Source organism: Ensifer sp. BR816, from assembly GCF_000378985.1.
Lineage (GTDB): Bacteria > Pseudomonadota > Alphaproteobacteria > Rhizobiales > Rhizobiaceae > Sinorhizobium.
Window position 1 is genome coordinate 882,548 of record NZ_KB905370.1, and the last position, 24,794, is coordinate 907,341.

The window sequence follows — 24,794 nt, forward strand, 5'->3', positions numbered from 1 at the left end:
CGCTCGAAACTGCAAGGAGAACGACATGCGCCGAACGAAGGCCGATGCCGCGGAAACCCGCAAGAAGATCCTGAGCGCCGCGGAGCGCGTCTTCTACAAGAAGGGTGTTTCCGGCACGACCCTCGACGAGGTTGCCAGCGAGGCGGGCGTCACCCGCGGCGCCATCTATTGGCATTTCGCCAACAAGACCGATCTCTTCCTTGCACTCTACGACGCCGTGCCGCTGCCGCAGGAAGACATGATCGCGCGCGAAATCGAGACGGAGGCCTTCGACACGCTGGCGATCGTCGAAACGGCGACCGGCGAATGGCTCGAGACGCTTGCCATGGACGAACAGCGGCAGCGCATTCTCGCGATCATGCTCCGATGCGATTACGACAGCGAGATGGCCGCCGTGCTCGACCGCAAGAAGGAGATGGAGGAGCGCCACACCGCCATGCTCGAACTTGCCTTCTCCCGCGCCCTGGAGCGCGGCCAGTTGCGGGAGAACTGGACGCCGGCTGCTGCCGTTCGCGCGCTGCGTTGGATGGTGATAGGGCTCTTTACCGAATGGCTGCTTTTCGGCCGCCGCTTCGATCTGGCGGCCGAAGGACGGGACGCCCTCAGGCGCCTCTTCGAGAGCTTCCGGCAGACGCTTTCCGCCCAGTCCGCCGCCTGAGTGCTGGCGTTTCTGCCCAGCTGGATCATTTCATCGCTTCATTGAAACGGTGAAATGATCCAACTCTTTGAAATTACGCAATTCCGGACAGCGCGAACGCATGTGAGCGCATCCCGCTCTAATGCGCCTCGTCCCAGTTCTGCGCGGCGCGGGCGTCGACCTTCAACGGCACCCTCATGTCGAGGGCCGGCATGGCCGCGTTTTCCATCACCGACACGATCACCGGAAGAGTGCGCTCGATCTCGCTTTCCTCGACCTCGAAGATCAGTTCGTCATGCACCTGTAGCAGCATCCGGGCGGAAAGCTTGGCTTCCCCAAGCGCCGGGTCCATCTTCACCATGGCGCGGCGGATGATGTCGGCGGCCGAGCCCTGGATCGGGGCGTTGATGGCGGCACGCTCGTTGAAAGCGCGGTGCGATGGATTGGAGGAGCGGATATCCGGGTAATGGGCGCGGCGCCCGAAGATCGTTTCGACATAGCCATGCTCGCGGGCAAAGGCCTTGGTGTTTTCCATATAGTCGCGGATGCCGGGGAAGCGTTCGAAATAGCGCTTGATATAATCGCCCGCTTCCGAGCGCTCGATCGAGAGCTGGTTGGCAAGGCCGAAGGCGGAAATGCCGTAGATGATGCCGAAATTGATCGCCTTGGCGCGCCGGCGGATTTCGCCCGGCATGCCTTCGACCGGCACGCCGAACATCTCGGATGCGGTCATCGCGTGAATGTCGACACCGTCGGCAAAAGCCTGGCGAAGCTGCGGAATGTCGGCGACATGGGCCAGCACCCGGAGCTCGATCTGGCTGTAGTCGGCCGAAACCAGCCTGTGGCCCGGCGTCGCGATGAAGGCCGTGCGGATCTTGCGGCCCTCGGCGGTGCGGACCGGAATGTTCTGCAGGTTCGGCTCGGACGAGGAAAGCCGCCCCGTTGTCGTGGCGGCAAGCGCGTAGCCGGTATGGACGCGCTTGGTCTCCGGATGCACGTAGCCCGGAAGGGCGTCCGTATAGGTGGATTTGAGCTTGGTGAGCTGGCGCCAGTCGACGATCTTGCGCGGCAGTTCGTGTCCGACGGCGGCAAGCTCTTCGAGCACCGAAGCGGAGGTCGACCATTGACCGGTCTTCGTCTTCGAGCCTCCCGGCAAGCCCATCTTGCCGAACAGGATGTCGCCGAGCTGCTTCGGCGAGCCGATAGTGAAGGTCTCGCCGGCCAGCCGATAGATCTCGTCCTCGAGCGCTGCGGCGCCCTGCGCCAATTCGCCGGAAAGGCGCGACAGGATCTGCCGGTCAACGGTGATGCCGCGCTCCTCCATCTGCGCCAAGACGGCGACCAGCGGCCTTTCGAGGCGCTCATAGACGCGCGTCAGGCGCTTGGCGGCCAGCCGCGGCTTCAAGACATGCCAGAGACGAAGCGTCACCTCTGCGTCCTCGGCGGCATAGGCGGTCGCCCTGTCGATGTCGACGAAATCGAAGCTCACCGACGCCTTGCCGGTGCCGGCGACGTCCTTGTAGGGGATGGGCACGTGGCCGAGCCAACGCTCGGAGAGCGAATCCATGCCGTGCCCGCCGTTGCCGGCATCAACCACATAGGACATCAGCATGGTGTCGTCGAAGCTCTGCAGGACGATGCCGTGCCGCTTCATGACCAGATAGGCGTATTTCAGGTTCTGGGCGACCTTGAGCACCGACGGGTCTTCCAGCAGTGCCTTTAGCCGGCTTAACGCCTCCCGCGCGGGCACCTGATTTTCCACCAGGCCGCCGCCCAACAAGTCGCTGACGCCGTTCCTGTGGATCAGCGGCAGATAGGCGGCGCGGATGGTGCCCCCTAGCGGATTTTTGCCGTAATCGGCAAACGCCATCGAAAAGCCGACGAGCTCCGCCCGCATCGGGTCGAGCGAGTTCGTCTGCGTATCGAAACCGAGAACGCCCGCCTCGCGCGCATCGGCGATCCACCGGTCGAGGGTTTCGAGATCGCGGATCGTCACATAGGCCGAATGATCGAAGGGCGCCTTGGCGAAGAAGTCCGCACGCGCCTGGGCCAGCTCCTGCGGCGTCGCGCCGGTGGCGTCCGCGTCGCCCATGCCCGTGAGGAAGGAAACCGCCGCCTTGGCGGCCGTCCCGCGCGGCGGCGCGGCACTCGATGATTGCGCCGTCGGCAGCGGCCCGGCGGCCTCGCCGACGTCGAGGTCCGGGCCATGCGCCGCAGCCCCCCACTCGACCGGCACATGCGCCGGTTCGATCGCCTCGGCGTCGGTCTCGGTCGCCGCCGCGACGCGACGCGTCAGGGTGGTGAACTCCATCGCCTTCAGGAAGGCGATGAGCCTGGGGCCGTCCTGCGAATCGAGCCGGAAATCCTCGAGCGGCACGTCGAGCGGCGTGTCCTTCCTCAAGGTGACGAGCTCGCGCGACAGGCGCGCCATCTCGGCATTGGCGATGATCGTTTCGCGCCGCTTCTGCTGCTTGATCTCGCCGGCTCGCGCAAGCAGCGTGTCGAGGTCGCCATATTCTTCGAGAAGCTGCGCTGCCGTCTTCGGGCCGATGCCGGGAATGCCCGGCACGTTGTCGGTCGAATCGCCGGTCATCGCCTGGAGATCGATCATCTTCTCGGGCGGCACGCCCCATTTCTCGATGACGTCGGGGATGGTGATCTGCTTGTCCTTCATGCTGTCGTACATCGACACATTGGGGGTGACCAATTGCATGAGGTCCTTGTCGGAGGAGACGATGGTGACGCCGCCGCCCGCCTCCTCGGCAAGCCGCGCATAGGTGGCGATCAGGTCGTCCGCCTCGTAGCCTTCCTTCTCGATGCAGGGCAGGTTGAAGGCGCGGGTGGCGTGGCGGATCAGCCCGAACTGCGGGATCAGATCTTCCGGCGGCGCTGTGCGATTCGCCTTGTACTGGTCGTAGAGCGTATTGCGGAAGGTCTTCGAGGAATAATCGAAGATCACCGCGAAATGCGTCGGCGTCACGCCGACCGACGTGTCGCGCGCATCGGTCAACAACTTCCAGAGCATGTTGCAGAAGCCAGCAACCGCATTGACCGGAAGCCCGTCCGACTTGCGGTTGAGCGGCGGGATGGCGTGGAACGCCCGGAAGATGAAGCCCGAGCCGTCGACGAGGAAGAGATGATCACCGTTTGTCATGCGGCCATGGATAGCGCGCGGGCAGGCAAAGGTCCATCGCGGTTTTGCTTGCAAACAGGAACTGCCATGCCCATTTCGGCACCCGGAATGATACGGCATTCCCGGTCGTCAAACCGGATATTCGACGGTGAAGCGCCTCACGGAAACGTTACGCATTTGTAATGTGCGACTCAGTCGGACAATCCTTGAAAAGCCACATTTGAATCCTCAAATCAGGGTGAGCGGCACTTAAACGATGCCGTCGTCTGGTGATTGGCCTGTCCCCCGCCCGCACCAGATGTGGACAAAGGCCTCATCCCCCTCTCCGGGCCTTTGTCCCGCTTTCACGAAGCCGCTACGGCGCCGCCTCCGCGCCGTAGCGGTTTTTGTTTGGAGATGGCTTTCCTTTGTCGGGATCAGGCAGGCCACTCCATCGCCTGCTTTGTAACTTGTCTTCGTCCCGATTCGGGCCTACCCATGCGCTATGGCCTTCAAGCGCATGGATTCTGCGATCTATCTCGCCAGCCTGCTGGCAAGAGGCTTCTCGCGCGCCCTTCAGGAGCGGGCCCAGAAACTCGGCTTCGCGCCGGGGCAATTTCCCATCCTGCTGGAATTATGGGCCGAGGACGGCCTGACGCAGAAACAGTTGCTCGATCGTCTCGACATCGAACAGGCGACCATGGCCAATACCTTGGCACGCATGGAGCGTGACGGCCTCGTCGAGCGGCGGAGGCATCCCAATGACCGGCGCTCGCAGCAGATCTTCCTGACGGGCCGGGCCCGCGACATGGAGGCCGCGGCCAAGGAGGCGGCCGTCGCGGCGGAGCAATCGCTTCTCGCCGGTTTTCGCCGCTTCGAGAAGGAGCTCATGCTCGAATATATGCGCATGGCGCTCGCCAATGCGGCCCGCGGTGGCGACCCCTCCTGATCGGCAACGGACAATTTGTCGTTGCATCAAAAGATTTCGCTTAAAGCCGCCCGCATTCGATTCTAGGTTCGCCCGCGAAACCACAAAGGATTCGCATGATGGCAGACATCACCCCCGTGCTCGAACGCGCCGACGCAAACCTCGCCGCAAGCCTCGAGCGGCTTTTCGACCTCGTCCGCATCCAGTCGATTTCCACCGACCCGGCCTTCAAGGCCGAGTGCCGCAAGGCGGCCGAGTGGCTGGTTGCGGAACTCGAAGCACTCGGCTTCGAAGCCTCCGTGCGCGACACGCCCGGCCATCCGATGGTGGTCGCCCACCATGCCGCCGAAAGCGCGCGCGCGCCACACCTGCTCTTCTACGGTCATTACGATGTCCAGCCGGTCGATCCCCTGAACCTGTGGGACGCGCCGCCCTTTGAACCCGGAATCAAGGAACTCGAACCCGGCCGCCAGGTGATCACGGGCCGCGGCACCTCCGATGACAAGGGGCAATTGATGACCTTCGTCGAGGCGGTGCGCGCCTACAAGGAGACGCATGGGGCGCTTCCCTGCCGCATTACCATTCTCTTCGAAGGGGAAGAGGAGTCCGGCTCGCCGTCGCTGAAACCCTTCCTCGAGGCCAATGCCGCCGAACTCAAGGCCGACTACGCGCTGATCTGCGACACCGGCATGTGGGACCGCGAGACGCCGGCGATCTCGGCGGGCCTGCGCGGTCTCGTCGGCGAGGAGATCATCGTCACGTCGGCAGACCGCGACCTGCATTCCGGCCTTTTCGGCGGCGCCGCGGCAAACCCGATCCACATTCTCACGGACATCCTCGCCGGGCTTCACGACGAAACCGGCCGCGTCACGCTCGACAACTTCTACGAAGGCGTCGAGGAGACACCGGCCGAGATCAAGGCGACCTGGGAAAAGCTCGGCCGGACCGCGGAGAAATTCCTCGGCGATGTCGGTCTGTCGATCCCCTCCGGCGAGAAGGGCCGCTCGGTCCTCGAACTGACCTGGGCACGCCCGACGGCAGAGGTCAACGGGATCATCGGCGGCTATACCGGCGAAGGCTTCAAGACGGTGATCGCCGCCCAAGCTTCCGCCAAGGTGTCGTTCCGCCTCGTCGGCGACCAGGATCCGGCAAAGATCCGCGAAAGCTTCCAGGCCTATGCCCGCTCGAAGATTCCGGCGGACTGCTCCGTGGAGTTCCGCCCCCATGGTGCTTCGCCGGCTATTCATCTGCCGTATGATTCGGCGCTGCTGACCACCGCCAAGGCGGCGCTCTCCGCCGAATGGCCGAAGCCGGCGATCGTCATCGGCATGGGCGGCTCGATCCCGATCGTCGGCGATTTCCAGAAAATGCTCGGCATGGAATCTCTGCTCGTCGGCTTCGGCCTTGCCGACGACCGTATTCACTCGCCGAACGAGAAATACGAGCTCACCTCGTTCCACAAAGGCATCCGCTCGTGGATCCGCATCCTCGACGCGCTTGCGGCCTGACAGGCCGAGCCGCCGCCGAACCTGTCGCGGCGGCTCACTCTCATTTGAGGACATCCGAGCAGATATCCGGCCATCGCTGCTTGACCTGCCCGCCGCAGGATGCTTCCCTTTTTTGAAAACAGATCAGAATGGGGAATGGGCTATTGGCATGGGTGAGGACCGAGGCGTCGCGTTGCGGGCGCGCATTTTTCATCGCCCGAACGGACCTGGCCGCTCGGGCAACTCATCGGTGCTGCAGGCACGCCTCGATCCGGCCGGCATCCTGATCAGAGCATGAAACGCCTCAAAGCATATTTCTGGCCGGTGGTGGGGCTGGCGGCGATTCTGTTTTCGGTGAACGCGCTCTATCATGAACTGCGCGGCCTTTCGCTCGCTGAATTCGTCGCAAGTTTCCAGGCGATTTCGTTCGCCAGTTGGCTGCTGGCCATCGGCTCGACGCTCATCGCCTATGCGGCCCTTGCCGCCTATGACAAGCTGGCGCTCGACCATCTCGGCCACCGCATCTCGATCTGGTTCATCACCCTCTGCTCGTTCACGACCTATGCACTCTCGCACAATCTCGGCGCGTCGGTATTTTCCGGCGCCATCGTCCGCTACCGGGCCTATCGCTCGAAGGGGCTGACGCCCGGCGAAATCGGCGTTCTGGTCGCCTTCTGCTCCTTCACCTTCACGCTTGGAACGCTGGTGCTGTCGGCGATCGTGCTGCTCGCCAAGCCGGACATCATCGAACGCTTTGCCGAGGTGCTGCCGATCGAGATGTCGCTGACGACGGGCGGCCTGCTTCTGACGTTTATCGGTCTTTATATTCTCGGAAGCCTGGTCGGCCTTCGGCCGCTGCGCACCCGATGGTTCCAGCTTCACTACCCGCGGCCGGCGATCGTGCTCCGGCAGTTGGTGATCGCCCCGGTCGAACTCCTCGGCGCCGCCGGCATCATCTATTTCGCTCTGCCGGAGGCCGGCAATCCGGGCTATATCGTCATTCTCGGAATCTTCCTCGCCTCCTTTTCGGCGGCGCTGCTTTCGCATGCGCCGGGCGGGCTCGGCGTGCTCGAACTCGTCTTCATCGCCGCGCTCCCCGAGATGGACCCGGCCGACGTGCTGGCGGCACTGGCGATCTTCCGCCTGCTCTACCTGCTGATCCCGTTCGTCATGGCGCTCGTCGTCATCTTCGTCTTCGAGCATTCGCGCTTCCTGGAGCAGCGCGACGCGGAGGGATCGTAGCGCCATCAGGGCGCGTTGCACTCTCTTGGAATCGCCTTGTCGATCGGTCCTTCCGCCGCTTCGAGGCGCGCCGTCTCGATCTGGTAGGGGGTGAAGGGCGGCACCTGCAGCGACGGGTTGATGATCCGCGCGACATAGCAACCGGAGAAGAAGCGAATCTTGCCTTCCTGCTCGACCGACCTGATCGCCACCGGGACGGCCGCGTAGATGCTGCCGGCGGCGCCCTCGGTCGTCACCTTGCCGATCCGGACCTCGACCGAGAGGGTCTTGGCGTAACCATCGGCAAAGGCCTTGAACTCGCCGACCGGCTTCGCATCGCCGAAATAGGCATAGGCCCTGGCATATTCCTTGCGATTGATGGCGTTGTAGAGCGAGCGAATGAGCGCCGCGCCATCGGAACGGTCATCGACATAAGGGGCGGGCTCCTGTGCCCTGCCCTCGACACTCGATAGCGACAGGACCGCCAATGCCGACAGGATGATCGAACGAGATCGCATCGTCTTCCTTTCGCAGAATGCTCACGGCCGACCGAATCGCCGGCCGCCGAGGCAGACAGGATTGGTCAGGATCACGACGATTTTGCGTTGAGAGCCCTTACTCCGGCGGCAGGCCTGCCTTGCGCCGGGCGACCACCCGCTCGCGCCAGACGGTGAAAATCCCGGCCGCCACGACCAGAAGCGAGCCGATGATCATGTTGGCCGTCAGGGTCTCGCCGAAGATCGAGACCCCCATGATCGAGGCGAAGACGAGCTGCAGATAGGTGAGCGGCTGCACCGCGACGGCATCGAGCAGGTCATAGGCGCGAATGAGGAAATAGTGGCTCAGGCTGCCGGTGACGCAGAGGAGGATCATCCACACCCAGTCCGGCCCCGACAGCGTGGCCCAGAAGAACGGGCCGACGAGGCTGATCGCCGCCGCACCGACGACGCCCGTATAGAAGAAGCTCGTCATCGCCGAATCACCGCGACTGACGAGCCGTGTCGCGATGGCGTAGACCGCAAACATCAGCGCGCCGGCGAGCGGCAGGAGAAATTTCACGTCGAAGAAGCCTTCCCCAGGCTTGAGGATCAACAACACGCCGACGAGCCCGGCCGCGATCGCCGACCAGCGGCGCCATCCGACGCGTTCACCGAGAAGCGGCATCGACAAGAGCGCCACGAAGATCGGCGTCGCCGCGAGGATCGCCTGCGACAAGGCCAGGCCGACGACGGTGAATGAGGTGATCACGACGACGATCTGGGCCGGCAGCAGCACCCCGCGCAGTAGCTGGAGCAGCGGCTTTTTCGTGATCGCGGTGGCCCGCAGACCCGCCGGCGACCGCCACGCCAGCGCGACGGCGAAGGCGGCAAAGGCCCAATAGCGGATCATGGCCACGAAGACCGGCGGGTAGTTGGTGCCGAGATGTTTGGAAAGCCCGTCCTGAATCGCGAAGATGACGATCGCGAGCAGCGCGAAGACATAGCCGTTTGCTTTGGACATGCGCTCGCCAATACACGCGTCTTGCGGCTTGGACCACGATTTTCTCGTGCATCCACCGGGGACGCGCCACAGTGGCTCCGAGAATCGGGGGCGTTGACAGAAAAAGACCCCGAGCCGGGAGGAGGTGGCGTCGGGGTCTTTCAAACTTGGCCGGTTCCTGGGAGGAGGAGTGAAACCGACCCGCATCGGGCGCCGCGGGAGGAGGTGCAGCGCTTCGATGAGGATGATCATAAGTCATTCCGGCTGATTTAATATTGCCAATGTTGCATCGCAGCATTGCAGCGGATGCAAGGCGGATGGATCATCAACCGCTCGGCTCGCGACCGCAGGAGCCTCTTTCCCGGATACGATCGCGGTTGAGCGCCATGGCCTCGCAAGTCGGCTCCCAGTCATCGCACCATTCCGACGGGAATCCATTCAACAGGCTTCCGGGCTCGAGAAAGGTCGGCCGATAGCCGCGCCGCTGCATCTCGGCGATGAGGCTTGCCTGCCGCTTGGCGAGGTAGAAAAGCCGACCATAGAAAAACCGGACATGGCCCTTGCCGAGCGTATAAGCGGGCGGATTTCGCGGATCGGCGGGGCTCTCGCCGCGCGCGATGGCGGCCCGGACGAGCGCGAAGACGCGCGGCAGTTCGCGATACTCGGCAACCAGGTGCGGCCCACTCAGTTCCGAAGGCGGAAGGCAATTGATTCTGGTCACCGGTTCGATCCGTCGCTGCCAGCGCCATTGTCGGATGCGCGCATCGCCAATCTAATATCTCGTCGATCGAGCGCAAGGCCCGCATGTGCACCATGCCAGCGACGAAGGTGGCGATGCCAAGGTTTTGAAGGCGCTCGGTTTTTCCCCGATCTCGTTCTTAACGCCCCCTTAAATTGCCGCATTTAGAGTCGAGGGATCGGCGTGAGCGGGACGGAAAGACCGGCGCCGTACGACAATTGCGCCGCCGGTGTCGCCTGACAGCGACGATCACCGGTCCGGCTTCAGGAGACAGATCCTTCCGGCATGGCGAGCAGAAAATCAGGACAACGGATCGAGCCTTCCTTTGGCGGCGACTACGATGACGACGACGATCTGCGCGTCGACGCGAGCGACCGAGTCAGCGGTGGCGGACGCAAGGCCAAGCGCACGCGGCCGAGCGGCAAGGGCGGGCGCGAGGCGCGCGGCAGGCGTTCCAACAGAGGCGGCGGGTCCGGCGGCGGATTCTTCGGAATGGTGCGGCGGCTCGCCTATTGGTGCGTCGTGCTCGGCATCTGGGGGGCGATTTGCGTCGGCGGGCTGGTGCTCTACTATGGCGCGCGCATGCCGAGTGCGACGAGCTGGTCGATCCCCGAGCGCCCGCCGAACGTCAAGATCCTCGCCGTCAACGGCGATATCGTCGCCAACCGCGGTGCGACCGGCGGCGAGGCGCTGGCGCTCGAGGACATGTCCCCCTACATCCCGCAGGCGGTGATCGCCATCGAGGACCGCCGCTTCTATTCGCATTTCGGCGTCGACCCGCTCGGGCTGGCGCGCGCCATGCTGACCAACATCACGACCGGTCGCATGGTCCAGGGCGGCTCGACGCTGACGCAGCAGCTTGCCAAGAACCTGTTCCTGTCGCCGGAACGCACCCTTGAACGAAAGGTGCAGGAGGTGCTGCTCGCCTTCTGGCTGGAACAGAAATACACCAAGGACCAGATTCTGGCGATGTATCTCAACCGCGTCTTCTTCGGCTCCAACGCCTATGGCGTCGAGGCGGCGTCGCGGCGCTACTTCAACAAGTCGGCGCGCGACGTCAATCTCGGCGAAGCGGCCATGCTTGCCGGCCTGCTGAAGGCGCCCTCGCGGCTGTCGCCGGCACGCGACCCGGAAGCGGCGGAAGCGCGCGCCCAGGTGGTGCTCGGCACCATGCGCGAGGAAGGCTTCATTTCCGACGCCGAGATCAAGACGGCGATGTCGCAGACGCCGACGCGGGCCAAGAGCTTCTGGTCGGGCGCCGAGCACTATGTCGCCGACATGGTGATGGACCAGCTTCCCGGCATGATCGGCGAGATCAAGCAGGACCTGATCGTCGACACCACCATCGATCTGACGCTCGAGAAGAAGGCCGAGGAGGTGATCGCCGCTACCCTCGACGAGGAGGGCGGCAAGCTCAACGCCTCGCAGGCGGCGCTCGTGTCGATCGACGGCACCGGCGCGATCCGGGCGCTGGTCGGTGGCAGGGACTATGCGGAGAGCCAGTTCGACCGGGCATCCAAGGCCAAGCGCCAGCCTGGCTCGGCCTTCAAGCCCTTTGTCTATGCGGCGGCGCTCGAAATCGGCCGCACCCCCATGTCGGTCAGGAACGACGCGCCGGTGAGGATCGGCAACTGGACACCGGAAAACTACGACCAGAAATATCGCGGCGAGGTGACGCTTGCCGACGCGCTTGCCAACTCGCTGAACACCATTGCCGCTGAGCTCGTCATGGAGGTGGGACCGCCGAACGTCGTCAAGCTGGCGCATCGGCTGGGGATCGATTCCGAGATGCAGGCGAATGCGTCGATCGCGCTCGGCACATCGGAAGTCACGCTCGTCGAGCTCACCTCCTCCTACGCGCCCTTCATGAATGGCGGCTTCAAGGCGACGCCGCATGTGATCCGCCGCATCTCCACCGCCGACGGAACCGTGCTCTACGAGAATACCTATGACAACCCGCCGCGCGTGCTCGATCCGGCGATCGTCAGCGAGATGAACGGGATGATGGTGCGGGTGCTGACCGACGGCACCGGCAAGAAGGCGCGCCTGCCCGGCTGGGAGGCGGCCGGCAAGACGGGCACGACGCAATCCTTCCGCGACGCGCTGTTCGTCGGCTATACGACCAACCTCACGACCGGCGTCTGGTTCGGCAACGACGACGGCAAGTCGATGAAGAAGGTCACCGGCGGCGGGCTGCCGGCCAAGGCCTGGCACGATTTCATGGTCGCCGCGCATGAGGGGCTGTCGCCCTCGCCGCTCTTCGGCACCACCGGCATCCAGCCGGTCTTCGACGAGGGCAGCCCCGTCGCCGGCGGCGAGGCGCTGCCCGATGGCGTCGGTGATCCCGCGGCCTTCCCCGAACGGCCGGCGGCGATGGACGGTGCGATCGCCGTCGACCAGACCCGCCCGGCAACGGAGCCGACCGGCGGCCCGGTCCCGCCGGCCGGCGTTGGCGAGACGACCGGTGCGACCCGCCGCACGACACTTTTCGAACTCCTGACCGGCGGCTGAACAGGGACCCGCCACCGGCCGGCCCACGGCACCCGATCATCACCGCACCCACCGCGCGCATCGGACCGGGAAAGAGCGGCTTGCATTTGGCCCTGCTCGACCTGCAGAATGCCTTGCAGTCCGAAACGCCGGTCCTTATATACGCCGCATCGACGCAGCCCGCGGGCTGCGATCAAATCCGAAGAGCATCCCGTTAGGGACTGTCCCATGAATGCCTGACCGGGTTCCGACAGTCCGCTGCAAGGAGAGAACGACATGGCTAAAGTTATTGGTATTGACCTGGGAACGACCAACTCCTGCGTCGCCGTGATGGACGGCAAGGACGCGAAGGTGATCGAAAACGCCGAAGGCGCGCGCACCACGCCGTCGATGGTGGCCTTCTCCGACGATGGCGAACGTCTCGTCGGCCAGCCGGCCAAGCGCCAGGCGGTCACCAATCCGGAAAACACGCTTTTTGCGATCAAGCGCCTGATCGGCCGCACCTTCGAGGACCCGACCACCCAGAAGGACAAGGGGATGGTCCCCTACAAGATCGTCAAGGCCGACAATGGCGACGCCTGGGTCGAGGCACACGGCAAGAGCTATTCCCCGTCGCAGATCTCCGCGATGATCCTTCAGAAGATGAAGGAAACGGCCGAATCCTATCTCGGTGAGAAGATCGAGAAGGCCGTCATCACCGTTCCGGCCTACTTCAACGACGCCCAGCGCCAGGCCACCAAGGACGCCGGCAAGATCGCCGGTCTCGACGTGCTGCGCATCATCAACGAGCCGACCGCGGCAGCACTTGCCTATGGCCTCGACAAGAAGGAAGGCAAGACGATCGCCGTCTACGACCTCGGTGGCGGCACCTTCGATATTTCCGTGCTCGAAATCGGCGATGGCGTCTTCGAGGTGAAGTCGACCAACGGCGATACCTTCCTCGGCGGTGAAGACTTCGACATGCGTCTCGTCGAGTACCTGGCCTCCGAGTTCAAGAAGGAACAGGGCATCGACCTCAAGAACGACAAGCTTGCGCTGCAGCGCCTCAAGGAAGCTGCCGAAAAGGCCAAGATCGAGCTGTCGTCGTCGCAGCAGACCGAGATCAACCTGCCGTTCATCACCGCCGATGCCTCCGGTCCGAAGCACCTGACGATGAAGCTGTCGCGCTCCAAGTTCGAAAGCCTGGTCGAGGACCTGATCCAGAAGACCATCGCGCCGTGCAAGGCAGCCCTCAAGGATGCCGGCGTCTCGGCTGCCGAGATCGACGAAGTCGTTCTCGTCGGCGGCATGACCCGCATGCCGAAGGTCCAGGAAACCGTGAAGCAGCTGTTCGGCAAGGAGCCGCACAAGGGCGTCAATCCGGATGAAGTGGTCGCCATGGGCGCCGCCATCCAGGCCGGCGTGCTGCAGGGCGACGTCAAGGACGTGCTGCTGCTCGACGTGACGCCGCTCTCGCTCGGCATCGAAACGCTCGGCGGCGTCTTCACCCGCCTGATCGAGCGCAACACGACGATCCCGACCAAGAAGAGCCAGGTCTTCTCGACGGCCGATGACAACCAGTCCGCCGTGACGATCCGCGTCTCCCAGGGCGAACGTGAGATGGCTGCCGACAACAAGCTGCTCGGCCAGTTCGACCTCGTCGGCATTCCGCCGGCACCGCGCGGCATGCCGCAGATCGAAGTCACCTTCGACATCGACGCCAACGGCATCGTGCAGGTTTCGGCCAAGGACAAGGGCACCGGCAAGGAGCACCAGATCCGCATCCAGGCCTCCGGCGGTCTTTCCGACGCCGACATCGAGAAGATGGTCAAGGACGCCGAGGCCAATGCCGAGGCCGACAAGAAGCGCCGCGAAGCGGTCGAAGCCAAGAACCAGGCCGAAAGCCTGGTCCACTCTTCCGAGAAGTCGCTGAAGGAATATGGCGACAAGGTTTCCGAGACGGATCGCAAGGCGATCAGCGACGCGATCGCGGCACTGAAGACGTCCGTCGAAGCGTCCGAGCCGGACGCCGAAGACATCAAGGCCAAGACCAACACGCTCATGGAAGTTTCCATGAAGCTCGGCCAGGCGATCTATGAGTCCCAGCAGGCCGAAGCCGCGCACGCCGATGCGGCTGCCGACGCCAAGCGCGACGGCGACGATGTCGTCGATGCAGACTACGAGGAAGTCAAGGACGAGGACGACCGCAAGCGGTCGGCATAAATCGCGTCCTCGGACGAACGAAGCCCGGGAGCGATCCCGGGCTTTTCTGTATCCCCGAGGCACTCGCAGCGACATGAAAACCCGGCCCACGGGGCGGGCAGGCGAACGCATCACGAGGCGATAAAGTCGGGAAATCGTGCGGGAACACCATTATTCCCGACAAAAAACCACGCGGACGCCGTTTGGGCTATGGTATCGCGCTTCAAGGTTTACTAAATCCTGTGGCAAGATAATCAGGTCGGACCCTTCGCGCTGGCAAGCCTTGTCAACTGGACAACCGTTGAAGAATGAAACGTGATCTCTACGAAACGCTTGGCGTTCAAAAAAACGCGGACGAGAAGGAGCTGAAAAGCGCCTTCCGTAAACTGGCGATGAAATATCACCCGGACCGCAACCCCGGAGACCAGGAAGCGGAAAAATCCTTCAAGGAAATCAACCAGGCCTACGAGACGCTGAAGGACCCGCAGAAGCGCGCCGCCTATGACCGTTACGGTCACGCAGCCTTCGAGCAGGGCGGCATGGGAGCCGGTTTCGGCAATGGCTTTGCGGGAGGCGGCGCCAGCGGCTTCTCCGACATTTTCGAAGACATTTTCGGCGAGATGATGGGCGGACGCCAGCGCCGCTCGTCCGGCGGGCGCGAGCGCGGCGCCGATCTCCGCTACAACATGGAGATCACCCTCGAGGAGGCCTTTTCCGGCAAGACGGCGCAGATCCGCGTGCCGACATCGGTCACCTGCGACGTCTGCACCGGTTCCGGGGCGAAGCCGGGCACCAGCCCCAAGACCTGCGCCACCTGCCAGGGGTCCGGCCGCATCCGCGCCGCCCAGGGCTTCTTTTCGATCGAACGCACCTGCCCGACTTGCGGCGGCCGCGGCCAGACGATCACCGATCCCTGCACCAAATGCCATGGCCAGGGTCGTGTCACCGAGGAGCGCACGCTGTCGGTCAACATTCCGACCGGCATCGAGGACGGCACGCGCATCCGGCTCTCCGGCGAGGGCGAAGCGGGCTTGCGCGGCGGTCCCGCGGGCGATCTTTATATTTTCCTGTCGGTCAAACCGCATGAGTTCTACCAGCGCGACGGGGCGGATCTCTACTGCAGCGTGCCGATCTCGATGACGACGGCGACGCTCGGCGGCAAGTTCGACGTCACCACCCTCGACGGCACAAAATCGCGCGTCACCGTGCCGGAAGGCACTCAGGCCGGCAAGCAGTTCCGTCTGAAGGGCAAGGGCATGCCGGTGCTGCGCTCCAACCAGACCGGCGATCTCTACATCCAGATCCAGATCGAGACGCCACAAAAGCTCACCAAGCGCCAGCGCGAACTGCTGCAGGAGTTCGAGCAGATCTCCTCCAAGGAGAACAACCCGCAGTCGACGGGCTTCTTCTCCCGCATGAAGGATTTCTTCGATACGCTGAGCGAATAGTGCGCGATCCAAAATCAATCGAGGCGCCGCGTGTCAGTCCGACGCGCGGCGCCTCGATATTTGGAGCTGATCGTCATTGCCGGAGCGGCGGCAGACATCAAAGCGTCGCTCCCACCAATTGCCAAATGCCAAAGACGACAAGCACCGAACCGGCAATCCGCGACAGGATGCGACCGGCCGGCAGCACTTTCTCGACCAGCACGAAGAGCGCGATCGCGGCGATCCACAGCACATTCATGATGCCGCCGACGAACAACAGGGCCATCAGCGCCCAGCAGCAGCCGACGCAATAGAGGCCGTGACGGAAACCGAGCCCAATTGCGCCGCGCGGATCTCTACGGAAGCCGCCATGCCGCTGCAGGAAGACGATCGGTGCCTGGCATTGCGCCAGGCAGGCGTCCTTCAGCGGCGTCCACTGGTATAGCCCCGCGACGATCAGCACGATGCCGCTGAAGACACGGCTGGCGCTCGCAAGCGCCGGGGTCAGCAGTGCCCCCTCGATCAACCATTGACCGAGAGTCGCGACCAGAGCGAACCCCGCCCAGGCCATGAGATAGCCGCCGGTGAAATAACCGGCCGAGGCGAAGGGCTTGCCGTCACGGAGGCTCTGCCGCCCGACGCGGGCGTAGAGAAGGATCATCGGCGACGCGGAAGGAAGCATCATGCCGACCATCATCACAACCCACATGGTCATCGTGAAGGCGGCGTCGACTGCGCTCCAGGGATGCGGCGAAATACCGAGGATTGCGTCGAGCGGACCGGCCTTCGGCGCGCTTCCCATGTCCATGTCCATATCCATGTGCATACCGGGCTCCATGGGCATGGCTGCGTCGCCACCCGCCCCGGGCATCGACATCCCGTCCATGTCCATGCCGGCGGCGAGCCAGACAATGTAGATCCAGGCGATCGCCGCCAGCATCGCGATCGCTGCAGCGACGATCGCCCGGTCTCGGCGTAACAGGGATTCGAGTGTGGTGTCGGTCACGGTGTCAATGCACAACGCCGCGGTGGGTCATATGTATCCTGGCGAAGTGGGCGTGCGAGTCCGCCAGGGACAGAGGCAGGGAACCGGTCGTGTCGGCCCAGCCGCGCCCCATTTCGCAGGTATCGTACTCGAAGCCGTTCGGCAGATTGAGCCGGGCGCGATGCTTGTCACCCGTCACCGGATTGAGGATCGGCTCGCCCCGCGCCGCGATCCATCCCGGCACGTTGACGCGCGCCGTCCTGCCCTCAATGTCGACCTCGAAATCGATCGGCGCAAAGACCGGATCGTGAAACGTTTCGAAGGTCGTCGCGAACACCTGGAAGAAGGTCGCGCCCGGCTCCGTGTCCTCTCCGCGCATAATCCGCAGCAGCGCTTCACGCTGTTTGTCCGAGGCACGCTCGTCGACGATATACACAACCTCGCCCCTGCCCTCGTGAATGGCGCCGGGCCAGGCGACGATCATGCCGCATTTCAGGCCATCGAGCCGGGTGTCGCCGTGATGGCCTTCGTCGATATCGATAACGCCCACGGCATTGCAATGCCCGTGCGTCGGCAAGGCATTGAACTGGCAGGGGCAGCCATAGGCGCAGTTGCAATGAATGAATTCACGGCCCTTGATCGTCCAATCGATATCCGCCATCTACCCCTCCCGAAATCAGAACGAGTAAGCTGTCAACCGCATTGTATGCGACCCTATGATCAGTGACCGGAATATACTCCCGGCCAGGAATGATGCCAACGGTGCGGAGTTCCATGCGCCGCACCATTTCTGGACCAGTCTCAGCCGATGAGATCAACGGCGTAGTAGCAAAGGGCCGAAATCAGCGCCGCCGCCGGCATCGTAATCACCCAGGCGACGACGATGTTTCCGGCGAGGCCCCAGCGCACGGCAGAGACACGCCGGGCCGAGCCGACGCCGATGATCGCGCCGGTGATCGTATGCGTCGTCGATACCGGAATGCCGAGCCAGGTCGCAGCGAACAGCGTGATGGCGCCGCCGGTCTCGGCACAGAAACCCTGCATCGGATTGAGCTTGGTGATCTTCGACCCCATCGTGTGGACGATCCTCCAGCCCCCGAAAAGGGTGCCGAGGGCGATTGCCGCCTGGCAGGTGATGACCACCCAGAAGGGCACGTGGAACTCCGGTCCGAGATAACCCTGGGAATAAAGGAGCACGGCGATGATGCCCATCGTCTTCTGCGCGTCGTTGCCGCCATGGCCGAGCGAATAGAGCGAGGCCGAAACGAACTGCAGCCCCCGGAAGGTGTTGTCGACCGCAAAGGGCGTCTGGCGCACGAACAGCCAGGAGACGATGAGTACCAGCAGCAGAGCGAGCACGAAGCCGATGCCCGGCGACATGACGATCGCACCGGCGGTCTTCAGCAGGCCGCTCCAGACGATGGAACTGAAGCCGGCTTTGGCAAGGCCCGCGCCGACGAGGCCGCCGACGAGCGCGTGCGAGGAGCTCGACGGAATACCGAAGATCCACGTCAGGATGTTCCAGACGATCGCGCCGATCAGCGCCGCAAAGATGACCTGCGGCGTAACGATGCCGGGATTGATGATCCCTTTTCCGAGCGTCTCGGCGACGTGCAGGCCGAAGAACAGAAAAGCAATGAAGTTGAAGAAGGCCGCCCACATCACCGCATATTGCGGCCGCAGCACCCGTGTCGAGACGATCGTCGCGATCGAGTTGGCCGCGTCGTGCAAGCCGTTCAGGAAGTCGAAGAACAGGGCAACCGCGATGAGACCCACCAGCAGCGGGAAGGCAAGTGTCGCGTCCATCAGACGTTCTCGATCACGATGCCGCTGATCTCGTTGGCGACGTCCTCGAAGCGGTCGACGACCTTTTCGAGTTGGCCATAGATTTCGCTGCCGATGATATAGGCCATGGGATTGGTGCTGCCATGGCGCTTGAACAGGTCCTTCAGGCCCTGATCGTGCAGTTCGTCGGAACGGCCCTCGACGCGGGTGACTTCTTCGGCGATGGTGCTCAGGCGGTGCGCGTTGACACCGATCCGGTTGAGGAGCGGGATGGCCTCGGCGACGAGATGGGCAGCCTCGACGACGGCGGCACCCATGGCCTGCATGCCGGGATCGAAGCTCTTCTGCTCGTAGAGCCGGATCGTCTTCACCGTCTTGTGCATCATGTCGATCGCATCATCCATCGATTGGATGAGGTCCTTGATGTCGCCACGGTCGAAGGGCGTGATGAAACTGCGGCGCACCGCAAGCAGAACCTCCCGGGTGATCCCGTCGGCCTCATCTTCGAGCTGGACGATGCGGTCGCAATGGCGTTCGATGTCCGGGCCGCCGGCGAGCAGCGTGTTCAACGCCTCCGCCGCTTCCATGACGGTGCGCGAATGCTCGGCAAAGTGATCGAAGAACTGGTCTTCACGGGGGAGGAGCTTGCGAAACAGGCCGAGCATCAGCGATCCATACGGTTGTCGATTGTCATACTGCTGTCATATTGCACGTGCGGGCGCATGAATAGTTCCGCAGCGGCTGAAAATCAGGGCTTTCCCACAGGGGTTTCGGCTCGCCGCACGGCCACGGGACCGGGTTGCGCCTCGGGCGGACCCTTTCACCTTGCCTTGGCCGGCCATTCGTCCTACCTGACAGACACGTCGAATCCGGACCCGCAATGCCCCACAAGGTCTATCTCACCTGCCTGAAGCTCAATGATTTTCGCAACTATGCGGGCCTCGCGCTCGATCTCGACCAGCGCCATGTGGTGCTGACCGGCGACAACGGTGCGGGCAAGACCAATCTTATGGAGGCGATCTCGTTTCTTTCGCCGGGCCGCGGCCTTCGCCGCGCGGCTTACGCGGATGTCGCCCGCGTCGGCGCGGCGGACGGCTTCTCGGTTTTCGCGGCCGTCGAGGGCATGGATGGCGCAGTGGAGATCGGCACGGGTACGGCGGGTGCGGAGGAAGGGCAATCACGCCGCCTCAGGCTCAACGGCACGCCGGCCCGCACCGTCGACGAGCTCACCGACCATCTGCGCGTGCTGTGGCTGACGCCGGCCATGGATGGCCTCTTCACGGGCCCGTCCTCCGACCGCCGGCGGTTTCTCGACCGGCTGGTGCTCTCGCTCGATCCCGAGCACGGCCGGCGCGCCAGCGAGTTCGACCGTGCCATGCGCAGCCGCAACCGGCTGCTCTCGGAATTCCGGCAGGACGCTGCCTGGCTGAGCGCGATCGAGCGGGAAATGGCGGGACTGGGCGTATCGATGGCGCTCGCTCGCCTGGAGATGCTCGGCCTGCTTACGGCGCTCGTGGAACGCAGCCAGGGCGGCGGCAGCTTCCCGTCCGCCAGCCTTTCGCTTGCCGGATTTCTCGACGATGGCCACGGCCTGCCCGCCTACGATCTCGAAGAGCGATATCTCTTAATGCTCAAGGACGGCCGCGCCCGCGATGCGGCCGCGGGCCGAACGCTCGACGGACCGCACCGCAGCGACCTGATGATCCGCCATCGGGAAAAGGACATGGAGGCGGAGCGCTGCTCAACGGGCGAACAGAAGGCCCTGCTCGTCGGGCTCGTGCTCGCCCATGCGCGCCTCGTCGGCGACATGACCGGGCACGCGCCGGTGCTGCTGCTCGACGAGATTGCCGCGCATCTCGACCAGGGACGGCGCGCCGCGCTCTTCGATCGCGTCGACGAACTCGGTGGGCAAGCCTTCATGACCGGGACGGACCGGGCGATGTTCGAGGCGCTTGGTGAGCGGGCGCACTATCTGACAGTTGCAAACGGCCGCGTTTCGGAGTGACATCCCCTCCTCCATGGCGCGTCGGAACGAGGCGCCAAGCCGATATCCCACGGAGACGGAAATGACCGCAGCAGCCCTCGAATCATCGGAAATCGCGCGCTATGCCCGCCATATCGTGCTGCCAGAAGTCGGGGGAGCCGGGCAGCAGAAGCTGAAGGCCGCGCGCGTCCTCGTCATCGGCGCCGGCGGACTCGGCGCCCCGGTGCTGCAATATCTCGCCGCCGCCGGCGTGGGCACACTCGGCATCGTCGATGACGATGTCGTCTCGCTGTCGAACCTGCAGCGCCAGGTCATTCATGCCACCAGCGATATCGGCCGATCGAAGGTCGAAAGCGCCGCCGCCGCGATCGCCGACCTCAACCCGCATGTGGAGGTCGCGCCACACGCGCTGCGTCTCGCACCTGAGAATGCCGAAGCGATCTTCCGGCAATACGACCTCATCGTCGACGGATCCGACAATTTCGATACGCGCTATCTGGCGGCGGACACCGCGGAAGCGGCACGGGTCCCTCTCGTCACCGGCGCCGTCGGGCGCTTCGACGGCTCCGTCACCGTGTTGAAACCTTACGAGGCGGACGCCGACGGTTATCCCAATCCTTCCTATCGCGATCTCTTCCCGACGCCGCCTCCGCCGGGTGCGGTGCCGGCCTGCGCCGAGGCCGGCGTGGTCGGGGCGCTCACCGGCGTCATCGGCACGCTGCAGGCGATGGAAGCGATCAAGCTCATCACCGGCACCGGCGCGCCGCTCGTCGGCCGCCTGCTGCTCTATGACGGCCTCGCAGCCGCCTTCAACACGATCCGCTACCGACGCGGCAAGGGTTGAGGGCAGGATGGAAACGATTCGCCTCGACCGGAGCTTCGACCGCTACGAGGAGCTCCTGGTGCTGATCCGGAAATCCTTTGCCTATATGGACGGGCGGATCGATCCGCCGTCCTCCGCGCATGCGCTGACCGTGGCATCGCTGCAGCGGAAAGCGCATGAGGAGGTCGGCTTTGCCGTCGTCGCCGGCCAAGACCTTCTGGGCTGCGTCTTCTGCAAAGCCGAGCCCGATTGCCTCTATATCGGCAAGCTCGCCGTCGCCGTCGGTTTGCAGAAGAAGGGCATCGGTCGCAAGCTGCTTGCCGCCGCGGAAGAGACCGCCCAAATCCTCGGGCTCCCGGCGCTGAGACTGCAGACGCGAATCGAGCTGACCGAAAATCACGCCACCTTCGCGGCCTGGGGCTTCGTCGAGACAAGACGCTCCGCCCATCCCGGCTTCACGCGCCCGACCTCGATCGAGATGCGGAAAATGCTTTGGTTGTGAACCTGCTCGGGGCGGTGGGAACCTATCGTGCAGCGAATGGGCCCCTCCCTTGTGGTGAGGCGTCGTCCGAATGAAACGAAAAGACTTCGCCTGTGGCCGAGGCGGTACCGCCGCGTCTCAATCCCGTCCCGGCAGCACGCGGTCCGGCGGGCGATGACCGTCGAAGAAGGTGCGGATGTTGATCACCACCTTGTCGCCCATGTCGATGCGGCCCTCGAGCGTCGCCGAACTCATATGCGGCAGCAGCACGACCTTACCTTCGCCGGCGAGCCTGATGAGCTTGGGGTTGACGGCCGGTTCGTTCTCGAAGACGTCGAGGCCGGCACCGGCGATCTTGCCTTCCCGCAGGCACTTGATCATTGCCGTCTCGTCGATCACGTCGCCGCGGGCGGTGTTGACGATGTAACTGTCTGGGCGCATCAGCGCCAGACGCCGCGCCGAGAGCAGGTGATAGGTGGCGGGCGTCGACGGGCAATTGACGGAAACGATGTCGACGCGGGCGAGCATCTGGTCGAGGCTGTCCCAATAGGTCGCCTCCAGCATCTCCTCGGTCTCGCGCTTGGCGCGATGACGGTTGTGATAGTGGATCGACAGGCCGAAGGCCTTGGCGCGGCGGGCTACCGCCGTGCCTATCCGCCCCATACCCACAATGCCGATGCGTTTGCCGGCGATGCGGCGGCCGAGCATCCAGGTCGGCGACCATCCAGCCCATTCGCCCTTGCGGTCGGTGAGGACCTGCGCACCTTCGGCGAGCCGGCGCGGCACCGCGAGGATGAGCGCCATGGTCATGTCGGCGGTGTCTTCGGTCAAGACGTTCGGCGTGTTGGTGACGGTGATTCCCTTGCGGGCGGCGGCATCGACGTCGATGTTGTCGACGCCGTTCGAGAAGGCCGCGATGAGCTTCAGTTGCGGCCCCGCCTGTTCGATCAGCGCCGCGTCGATCCGGTCCGTCAATGTCGGAACCAGCACATCGACCCGTTTTACCGCGGCAACCAGCTCGGGCTGACTGCGGAGTGTGTCGTCGATGTTGAGCTCGGCGTCGAAGAGCTCGCGCATCCGCGTTTCCACGACTTCCGGCAGTTTCCGGGTGATGTAGACGGTTGGCTTCTTTTTGCTTGTCATGCCTGCGAGCGGCCCTCGTTGACGGGTCCTTAACCAAGTTGGGTAATAGTTTCTCCCTATAGCCGCAATTTCTACCAGACCCGGTGGGGAAGACAATTGAAAGTCGCTGTCCGGGTTCAGATTCGCGGCGCGCGTCCGGCCGGGCGCGGTCCGCATGCTTCCTTGGATCGGAGACGACCCCAGGAATAAGACATGCGGCAATTCAAAGTGCTGCAGTGGCCCTTGTGCGTCCGAGAAGGCGCCCGGCGCTGTGGGAACGCCGCAAGGCTTCGCTTACGATCGGAATATGGGCTTCGTCATGCGTCACTTCATTTCCAAGGCCTCTCTATTGTTGCTGGCCACGTTGCTCGGGGCGGCCATCATGAGTTCCGCCGCCTTTGCCCAGGCGGCCAAGGGTGCGAGCGGGCTACCGCTCCCCCGTTTCGTCAGCCTCAAGTCCAGGAGTGTCAACCTGCGAATCGGGCCGAGCCTCGATTACGCGGTCGCCTTCCGCTATCTGAGGTCGGGCGTTCCCGTCGAGATCATCCAGGAATACGACAACTGGCGCCGCATCCGCGACGCCGACGGCACCGAGGGCTGGGTCAACCAGGCGCTGCTTTCCGGCGATCGCACCGCCGTCGCCGCGCCGTGGATGCGCGGCAAGGGTGAAGGCGTCTTCGTCAATTTGAGACGCGACCCGCAGAGCACCGCACCGATCGTCGCCCGCATGCAGCCGGGCGTGCTGCTGCACATCGGCGAATGCAATGGCGACTGGTGCCATGCGGAGACGCAGGGCGTCGAAGGTTGGATCGCCCAGAGCGAGATCTGGGGCGCCTATCCGGGCGAAGCCTTCAAGTAGATCCGGGCTAAATTTAGAGAAGCTCGGCTTCCTTGGCGGCGCCGGCGAGCGATATCATCGGCCGCGGTCCAATCTGGCCGATGACGATGCCGGCCGCCAGATTGCCGAGCTTGCTGCAATCTTCGAGCGTCCGGCCGGCCGTATAGCCATAGAGGAAGCCGGACGCGTAAAGGTCGCCGGCGCCGGTCGTGTCGACCACTTGCTTGATCGCAGTGGCGCCGACCCGCACCCGCGCCTCGCCGCGCACGACCACCGAGCCCTCCTCGCTGAGCGTCACGGCGGCGAGCTTGCAGTCCTTTGCCAGAGCCTTGAGCGCGAGTTCGAAATCCTCCGTCTCGTAGAGCGCCAGCGCTTCCTGCTTGTTGGCGAAGACGATGTCGACGGTGCCCGAGCGCATCAGATCCAGGAACTCGTCCCGGTAGCGATGCACGCAGAAACTGTCCGACAGCGTCATCGCCGTCTCGCGGCCGTGGGCATGGGCAATTCTTGCCGCCTCGCGGATCGCGTCCTTGGCGCGCGGCGGATCCCAGAGATAGCCCTCGAAATAGGTGACCGTCGATTGAGCGACGACGTCGGCCTCGACGTCCTCCGGACCAAGTTCGACGCAGGCGCCGAGATACGTATTCATCGAGCGCTCGCCATCGTCGGTGACGAAGATCATCGAGCGCGCCGTCGGCGGCAGGCTCTCGAGCGGCCTAGTCTGGAAATGCACGCCCTGGGCGCGGATGTCGTGGGTGAAGATCTCGCCGAGCTGGTCGCTGGCGACCTTGCCGAAATAGGCGGCGCGGCCGCCGAGGCTGGCGACGCCGGCGGCGGTGTTGCCGGCGCTGCCGCCGGAGGCTTCGACCGCCGGGCCCATGCGCGAATAGAGGAGTTCCGCCCGCTCCGCATCGATGAGGTTCATTGCGCCCTTGATGATGCCGTTGTGAACGAGAAAGCTGTCATCGCAGCGCGCAATGATATCGACGATCGCATTGCCGATCGTCAGTACATCGAATTTCGTCATGAGCTCCGTCCGGTTTCCTGAATGGCCGGTGTTCGTTAATAGCGGTTT

At 64.0% G+C, this 24,794-nt stretch carries 21 protein-coding genes; 11 read left to right on the forward strand and 10 right to left on the reverse strand.

Annotated elements, in window-relative coordinates; translation table 11 throughout:
- Positions 1-25: 25 nt before the first annotated feature.
- A complete protein-coding gene (locus tag RHIBR816_RS0104275) occupies positions 26-658 on the forward strand; it encodes a TetR family transcriptional regulator (protein WP_018235299.1) in 633 nt (210 codons plus the stop codon).
- Between the two features lie 118 nt (positions 659-776).
- Here the strand turns inward: RHIBR816_RS0104275 and polA are convergent, their stop codons facing one another.
- The gene (gene polA, locus RHIBR816_RS0104280) at positions 777-3,791 is read right to left on the reverse strand and encodes a DNA polymerase I (protein ID WP_026186632.1); all 3,015 of its coding nucleotides are present in this window, start codon (positions 3,789-3,791) and stop codon (positions 777-779) included.
- A 463-nt stretch (positions 3,792-4,254) separates the two neighbouring features.
- Between polA and RHIBR816_RS0104285 the strand changes: the two genes are divergently transcribed.
- From RHIBR816_RS0104285 to RHIBR816_RS0104300, 3 genes are all read left to right on the forward strand, one after another.
- Positions 4,255-4,698 carry a MarR family winged helix-turn-helix transcriptional regulator gene (locus RHIBR816_RS0104285; protein ID WP_018235301.1) on the forward strand — a complete coding sequence of 148 codons (444 nt, stop codon included), beginning with the start codon at positions 4,255-4,257 and terminating at the stop codon, positions 4,696-4,698.
- A gap of 95 nt (positions 4,699-4,793) precedes the next feature.
- On the forward strand, positions 4,794-6,185 hold the full coding sequence (locus tag RHIBR816_RS0104290) for a M20/M25/M40 family metallo-hydrolase (protein WP_018235302.1): 1,392 nt from the start codon (positions 4,794-4,796) through the stop codon (positions 6,183-6,185).
- A 273-nt stretch (positions 6,186-6,458) separates the two neighbouring features.
- On the forward strand, positions 6,459-7,406 hold the full coding sequence (locus RHIBR816_RS0104300; protein ID WP_018235304.1) for a YbhN family protein: 948 nt from the start codon (positions 6,459-6,461) through the stop codon (positions 7,404-7,406).
- Positions 7,407-7,411: 5 nt separating this feature from the next.
- Here the strand turns inward: RHIBR816_RS0104300 and RHIBR816_RS0104305 are convergent, their stop codons facing one another.
- From RHIBR816_RS0104305 to RHIBR816_RS0104315, 3 genes are all read right to left on the reverse strand, one after another.
- Positions 7,412-7,903, reverse strand: coding sequence for a hypothetical protein (locus RHIBR816_RS0104305; RefSeq protein ID WP_018235305.1), 492 nt, complete (start codon positions 7,901-7,903; stop codon positions 7,412-7,414).
- A gap of 97 nt (positions 7,904-8,000) precedes the next feature.
- On the reverse strand, positions 8,001-8,885 hold the full coding sequence (locus RHIBR816_RS0104310; RefSeq protein ID WP_018235306.1) for a DMT family transporter: 885 nt from the start codon (positions 8,883-8,885) through the stop codon (positions 8,001-8,003).
- Positions 8,886-9,189: 304 nt separating this feature from the next.
- Complete coding sequence (locus RHIBR816_RS0104315) at positions 9,190-9,585, reverse strand: pyrimidine dimer DNA glycosylase/endonuclease V (RefSeq protein WP_018235307.1); 396 nt, start codon at positions 9,583-9,585, stop codon at positions 9,190-9,192.
- A 303-nt stretch (positions 9,586-9,888) separates the two neighbouring features.
- On the opposite strand from RHIBR816_RS0104315, the gene RHIBR816_RS0104320 reads away from it, so the two are divergent.
- From RHIBR816_RS0104320 to dnaJ, 3 genes are all read left to right on the forward strand, one after another.
- Complete coding sequence (locus tag RHIBR816_RS0104320; protein ID WP_018235308.1) at positions 9,889-12,114, forward strand: transglycosylase domain-containing protein; 2,226 nt, start codon at positions 9,889-9,891, stop codon at positions 12,112-12,114.
- 255 nt (positions 12,115-12,369) lie between these two features.
- Positions 12,370-14,295: a molecular chaperone DnaK gene (dnaK, locus tag RHIBR816_RS0104325; protein WP_018235309.1), complete on the forward strand. Its 1,926-nt coding sequence runs from the start codon at positions 12,370-12,372 to the stop codon at positions 14,293-14,295.
- Positions 14,296-14,582: 287 nt separating this feature from the next.
- A complete protein-coding gene (gene dnaJ / locus RHIBR816_RS0104330; protein WP_018235310.1) occupies positions 14,583-15,722 on the forward strand; it encodes a molecular chaperone DnaJ in 1,140 nt (379 codons plus the stop codon).
- Between the two features lie 97 nt (positions 15,723-15,819).
- Here dnaJ and RHIBR816_RS0104335 read toward each other — a convergent pair whose 3' ends face one another.
- The 4 genes from RHIBR816_RS0104335 to RHIBR816_RS0104350 form a co-directional block, all read right to left on the reverse strand.
- Positions 15,820-16,641, reverse strand: coding sequence for a DUF2182 domain-containing protein (locus RHIBR816_RS0104335; protein WP_198294165.1), 822 nt, complete (start codon positions 16,639-16,641; stop codon positions 15,820-15,822).
- A 70-nt stretch (positions 16,642-16,711) separates the two neighbouring features.
- Positions 16,712-17,347, reverse strand: a complete 636-nt coding sequence (locus RHIBR816_RS0104340; RefSeq protein WP_018235312.1) for a DUF1326 domain-containing protein — start codon at positions 17,345-17,347, stop codon at positions 16,712-16,714.
- A gap of 140 nt (positions 17,348-17,487) precedes the next feature.
- A complete protein-coding gene (locus RHIBR816_RS0104345; protein ID WP_018235313.1) occupies positions 17,488-18,492 on the reverse strand; it encodes an inorganic phosphate transporter in 1,005 nt (334 codons plus the stop codon).
- Positions 18,492-19,136: a DUF47 domain-containing protein gene (locus tag RHIBR816_RS0104350; RefSeq protein WP_018235314.1), complete on the reverse strand. Its 645-nt coding sequence runs from the start codon at positions 19,134-19,136 to the stop codon at positions 18,492-18,494. Before RHIBR816_RS0104350 ends, RHIBR816_RS0104345 begins: the two co-directional genes overlap by 1 nt.
- 215 nt (positions 19,137-19,351) lie before the next feature.
- Between RHIBR816_RS0104350 and recF the strand changes: the two genes are divergently transcribed.
- The 3 genes from recF to RHIBR816_RS0104365 all read left to right on the forward strand — a co-directional run bounded on the left by recF (position 19,352) and on the right by RHIBR816_RS0104365 (position 21,780).
- On the forward strand, positions 19,352-20,476 hold the full coding sequence (gene recF, locus RHIBR816_RS0104355) for a DNA replication/repair protein RecF (protein ID WP_018235315.1): 1,125 nt from the start codon (positions 19,352-19,354) through the stop codon (positions 20,474-20,476).
- Between the two features lie 61 nt (positions 20,477-20,537).
- Positions 20,538-21,299, forward strand: coding sequence for a molybdopterin-synthase adenylyltransferase MoeB (locus RHIBR816_RS0104360; RefSeq protein WP_018235316.1), 762 nt, complete (start codon positions 20,538-20,540; stop codon positions 21,297-21,299).
- A gap of 7 nt (positions 21,300-21,306) precedes the next feature.
- A complete protein-coding gene (locus RHIBR816_RS0104365) occupies positions 21,307-21,780 on the forward strand; it encodes a GNAT family N-acetyltransferase (protein ID WP_018235317.1) in 474 nt (157 codons plus the stop codon).
- 117 nt (positions 21,781-21,897) lie between these two features.
- Here RHIBR816_RS0104365 and RHIBR816_RS0104370 read toward each other — a convergent pair whose 3' ends face one another.
- Positions 21,898-22,902 (reverse strand): D-glycerate dehydrogenase, encoded by a 1,005-nt coding sequence (locus tag RHIBR816_RS0104370; RefSeq protein ID WP_018235318.1) that lies wholly within the window; start codon positions 22,900-22,902, stop codon positions 21,898-21,900.
- 286 nt (positions 22,903-23,188) lie between these two features.
- On the opposite strand from RHIBR816_RS0104370, the gene RHIBR816_RS0104375 reads away from it, so the two are divergent.
- On the forward strand, positions 23,189-23,740 hold the full coding sequence (locus RHIBR816_RS0104375; RefSeq protein WP_018235319.1) for an SH3 domain-containing protein: 552 nt from the start codon (positions 23,189-23,191) through the stop codon (positions 23,738-23,740).
- 13 nt (positions 23,741-23,753) lie between these two features.
- Here RHIBR816_RS0104375 and RHIBR816_RS0104380 read toward each other — a convergent pair whose 3' ends face one another.
- Positions 23,754-24,746: an adenosine kinase gene (locus RHIBR816_RS0104380; RefSeq protein WP_018235320.1), complete on the reverse strand. Its 993-nt coding sequence runs from the start codon at positions 24,744-24,746 to the stop codon at positions 23,754-23,756.
- Positions 24,747-24,794: the final 48 nt, after the last annotated feature.

Excerpts from the sequence above, each read along its gene's own strand:
- dnaJ (WP_018235310.1), top strand. The coding sequence starts at position 14,583 with ATGAAACGTGATCTCTACGAAACGCTTGGCGTTCAAAAAAACGCGGAC.
- RHIBR816_RS0104310 (WP_018235306.1), bottom strand. The coding sequence starts at position 8,885 with ATGTCCAAAGCAAACGGCTATGTCTTCGCGCTGCTCGCGATCGTCATC.
- RHIBR816_RS0104285 (WP_018235301.1), top strand. The coding sequence starts at position 4,255 with ATGGCCTTCAAGCGCATGGATTCTGCGATCTATCTCGCCAGCCTGCTG.
- polA (WP_026186632.1), bottom strand. The coding sequence starts at position 3,791 with ATGACAAACGGTGATCATCTCTTCCTCGTCGACGGCTCGGGCTTCATC.
- RHIBR816_RS0104290 (WP_018235302.1), top strand. The coding sequence starts at position 4,794 with ATGATGGCAGACATCACCCCCGTGCTCGAACGCGCCGACGCAAACCTC.
- RHIBR816_RS0104340 (WP_018235312.1), bottom strand. The coding sequence starts at position 17,347 with ATGGCGGATATCGATTGGACGATCAAGGGCCGTGAATTCATTCATTGC.
- RHIBR816_RS0104360 (WP_018235316.1), top strand. The coding sequence starts at position 20,538 with ATGACCGCAGCAGCCCTCGAATCATCGGAAATCGCGCGCTATGCCCGC.
- RHIBR816_RS0104335 (WP_198294165.1), bottom strand. The coding sequence starts at position 16,641 with ATGCTGGCGGCGATCGCCTGGATCTACATTGTCTGGCTCGCCGCCGGC.
- RHIBR816_RS0104380 (WP_018235320.1), bottom strand. The coding sequence starts at position 24,746 with ATGACGAAATTCGATGTACTGACGATCGGCAATGCGATCGTCGATATC.
- RHIBR816_RS0104275 (WP_018235299.1), top strand. The coding sequence starts at position 26 with ATGCGCCGAACGAAGGCCGATGCCGCGGAAACCCGCAAGAAGATCCTG.
- RHIBR816_RS0104365 (WP_018235317.1), top strand. The coding sequence starts at position 21,307 with ATGGAAACGATTCGCCTCGACCGGAGCTTCGACCGCTACGAGGAGCTC.
- RHIBR816_RS0104370 (WP_018235318.1), bottom strand. The coding sequence starts at position 22,902 with ATGACAAGCAAAAAGAAGCCAACCGTCTACATCACCCGGAAACTGCCG.
- RHIBR816_RS0104300 (WP_018235304.1), top strand. The coding sequence starts at position 6,459 with ATGAAACGCCTCAAAGCATATTTCTGGCCGGTGGTGGGGCTGGCGGCG.
- RHIBR816_RS0104320 (WP_018235308.1), top strand. The coding sequence starts at position 9,889 with ATGGCGAGCAGAAAATCAGGACAACGGATCGAGCCTTCCTTTGGCGGC.
- RHIBR816_RS0104345 (WP_018235313.1), bottom strand. The coding sequence starts at position 18,492 with ATGGACGCGACACTTGCCTTCCCGCTGCTGGTGGGTCTCATCGCGGTT.
- dnaK (WP_018235309.1), top strand. The coding sequence starts at position 12,370 with ATGGCTAAAGTTATTGGTATTGACCTGGGAACGACCAACTCCTGCGTC.
- RHIBR816_RS0104305 (WP_018235305.1), bottom strand. The coding sequence starts at position 7,903 with ATGCGATCTCGTTCGATCATCCTGTCGGCATTGGCGGTCCTGTCGCTA.
- RHIBR816_RS0104375 (WP_018235319.1), top strand. The coding sequence starts at position 23,189 with ATGGGCTTCGTCATGCGTCACTTCATTTCCAAGGCCTCTCTATTGTTG.
- RHIBR816_RS0104350 (WP_018235314.1), bottom strand. The coding sequence starts at position 19,136 with ATGCTCGGCCTGTTTCGCAAGCTCCTCCCCCGTGAAGACCAGTTCTTC.
- recF (WP_018235315.1), top strand. The coding sequence starts at position 19,352 with ATGCCCCACAAGGTCTATCTCACCTGCCTGAAGCTCAATGATTTTCGC.